At 38.7% G+C, this 2,906-nt stretch carries 4 protein-coding genes; 2 read left to right on the top strand and 2 right to left on the bottom strand.

Annotated elements, in window-relative coordinates:
- Positions 1–96: 96 nt before the first annotated feature.
- The gene (htpX, locus tag EQ827_RS08250; RefSeq protein ID WP_181190511.1) at positions 97–1,011 is read right to left on the bottom strand and encodes a zinc metalloprotease HtpX; all 915 of its coding nucleotides are present in this window, start codon (positions 1,009–1,011) and stop codon (positions 97–99) included.
- Positions 1,012–1,024: 13 nt separating this feature from the next.
- The gene (locus EQ827_RS08245; protein WP_181190510.1) at positions 1,025–1,576 is read right to left on the bottom strand and encodes a LemA family protein; all 552 of its coding nucleotides are present in this window, start codon (positions 1,574–1,576) and stop codon (positions 1,025–1,027) included.
- A 136-nt stretch (positions 1,577–1,712) separates the two neighbouring features.
- Here EQ827_RS08245 and EQ827_RS08240 point away from each other — a divergent pair, with 136 nt between their 5' ends.
- Both EQ827_RS08240 and EQ827_RS08235 read left to right on the top strand, forming a co-directional pair.
- Positions 1,713–2,207, top strand: coding sequence for a cell division protein (locus EQ827_RS08240; RefSeq protein WP_181190509.1), 495 nt, complete (start codon positions 1,713–1,715; stop codon positions 2,205–2,207).
- Positions 2,204–2,906: glycosyltransferase family 2 protein (locus EQ827_RS08235; RefSeq protein ID WP_181190508.1), on the top strand; the 703-nt coding region annotated here is incomplete at its 3' end. The genes EQ827_RS08240 and EQ827_RS08235, both read left to right, overlap by 4 nt.

The raw sequence follows: 2,906 nt of genomic DNA, 5'->3' as shown, positions 1-2,906 counted from the left end.
TAAATAAATTCATCAAAAAAGCGTCTCTAATCACAACTCCTGTTGTCACTAAAGACGCCGACTGTAAGATACTGCTCAAAAAGACAATTTGTTTAATTACATATGTTCTAGGCGCTGAATACGCTCGTCTAAAGGCGGATGGGTGTCAAACAATTGTGCAAAAGAATGCTTGCTTTTCTTGGGATCACTGATATATAAAGCTGCACTAGCATCATCCACGTGCTGCATTGGCTGGGTGACTTGCTGCAATTTTTTTAAGGCATTAATGAGGCCTTGAGGATTGCGCGTTAATTCTACCCCGGAAGCATCGGCTAAATATTCACGATTTCGTGATATTGCCAAACGGACAATAGTAGCAATAATTGGGCCCAAAATGGCAAATAATAACCCTACCACATATAAAACGATTTGCGCAATATTGCCATTTTCACGTGAATCATCTCGATCATTACTGCTGCCAAAAAGCCAGCCCCACCGATACATATTCCCTAACATAGACGAAATAAAGATAATCGCTGAAGATAACGCCACAGAAATAGTTGAAACCCGAATATCATAATTACGAATGTGCGAAATCTCATGGGCTAAAACCCCCTCCAATTCTTCACGATCCATAATTTGATAAAGACCTGAAGTTACAGCTACCGCAGAATGCTGGGGATCACGCCCGGTTGCAAAGGCATTGGGACTAGGATCATCAATAATATAAATATCTGGCTGCGGCACATTGGCCACCATAGCTAAATCTTCCACAATATGCCATAAATCTGGCGCTTGTTCCACACTAGTAATTGGCTGTGCATGATTCATCTGCATCACTACACTAGTAGACTGGAAGTAAATCAAAAAAGTGTAAAACAGTGTAATCACTAAGGCAATAATAATTCCACTCAATGCATTATCAAAAAACAAATCGCCAATTACCCAACCGATTAATCCTAAAATCGCAAAGAAAACCGCAAATACCAAATAAGTTTTTCGCTTATTTTGTGCAATTTGTTGATATAACATCGACAATTACTCCTTAAAATTTTACTTGCGGAACTTTTTTCTCCTCTTCAGGAATGGACAAAAAGGCTAACGGTTTAAAGCCATGAATGCTCGCAATCAAGTTGCGGGGAAAAGTCTGCGTCGCAGTATTATAATATTGAACCGCACTATTATAGGCTTGACGCGCATAAGCTACCTTATTCTCAGTATTAGTTAATTCTTCCATCAGCTTGCCGAATTCTTGGTTAGCCTTCAAATCTGGATAGCTTTCAGCTAAAGCAAACACTTGCCGCAAAGCTCCAGTCAATTGAGTATCAGCGGTCACCTTATCTTGTAAGGAATCGGCACTAACTACCGAATTACGCAGCCGAACGACTTCTTCTAAGGTGGTTTTTTCATGTGCAGCATAACCTTTAACTGTTTCCACCAAATTAGGAATCAAATCTGTCCGCCGTTTAAGTTGAACATCAATTTGGCTGTGAAACTCTTGCGCTTGATTGCGGGCTCGAACTAAGCCGTTATATAACATTGCATAAAGTGCCACAATAACGACTAACACTAAAATCACAATTAAAGTTGTTGACATAATAAATCTCCTTTAGTCTATTTGGCAATATCTTACCACAAATTGGCAATCCACCCTAATAAAGCACCTAAAAAATCAAATTTTTTCATGTTTCTTTGATATTTAATGTCATAATAAACATATGAGGAGGTAAATTATGAAATCAAAAAGAAACTTATCATTGACGGCGGATTTATATTTTCAAAAGGGACATTGGCTGTTAAAAATTGGGCAAACTCTAGTCGCTATCTTAGGCTGGCTGGCAGTTTTATTTCCCTTTTATTGGGTAATAACCCCCTTATTGGCACCGAATTTAGCGACAAAATTAAAAATTGCTTACTATGGCGATGAATTTCAGCTGTTACATTTTTTAGCACTTTTTTTCGGGGGCTTTTTGATTTTTATCATAATTTTTTACATCGGTGTAACTATCTGGAATAACCACCGTTTTCAACATATCTTAGCGCGCCGCAAGGTCGTTAACCAAAAAAAACAACATGCACGTGAAGATTTAATTGAAAAAGCTTGGCAGCAGCGCTTTGGCGACCAGCTGCAACGCCACCAAGTCCGCTTTTATAGTGTTAAGCCACAGCAAAATCTTGACACTCATTTCACTCAAAATCTATTCAAAGAAGATGACACTGCAAAATGAATATCTTATGGCAAACTAGCAATACAGCCCTTAATATTGGCTTTTTAATTCTGGTATCTTATCCCATTTTGGGCGCTATCGCCTGGTTTGTGGGGGTCTTATGTTACAAATATCTTTTTAAGCACCAACAAAATCAATTTTTGAAAATTCCCAGCAAAATTGAACCCTTAATTACCATTATGATCCCTGCTCATAATGAAGAAGTGACAATTAAAAATACCATTGATTATTTAATGAATCAGCTGAACTATACTAATTACGAAATCTTGGTAATTGATGATTGTTCCACCGACCAGACCCCACAAATTCTAAAAGCTTTACAGCAACAGTATCCCAGCCTGCGTGTTATCAGAATCGAAAAAAATAAGGGCAAAGCCCATGCCTTTAATATCGGCTTAGCCTTTGCCCGTGGGGAATTAATTTTAAGTAACGATGCTGACACCGTTCCAGAACCAGATGCTCTCACTAAATATGTTAGTTACTTTACTCGGCAAGATGCCCCTAATATTGCCGCCGTGACTGCCAATATGGACGTCCAAAATCGTACCAAATTAATTGCCAAATCACAGACGGTGGAATTCTCCAGTATTGTAGGAATTATCAAACGCACAGAAATCGGGGTTTTTGGCGGTATTTATGCCTACAGTGGCGCCAATACAATGTATCGCAAAAGTGCCTTAATGGATGTCGGTCTATTTC

The sequence above is a fragment of the Bombilactobacillus bombi genome (genome assembly GCF_013607485.1).
Taxonomy (GTDB): Bacteria; Bacillota; Bacilli; order Lactobacillales; family Lactobacillaceae; genus Bombilactobacillus; species Bombilactobacillus bombi_A.
Note: the sequence above shows the minus strand (reverse complement) of the source record. Positions and strands in the feature narration are given on the sequence as shown.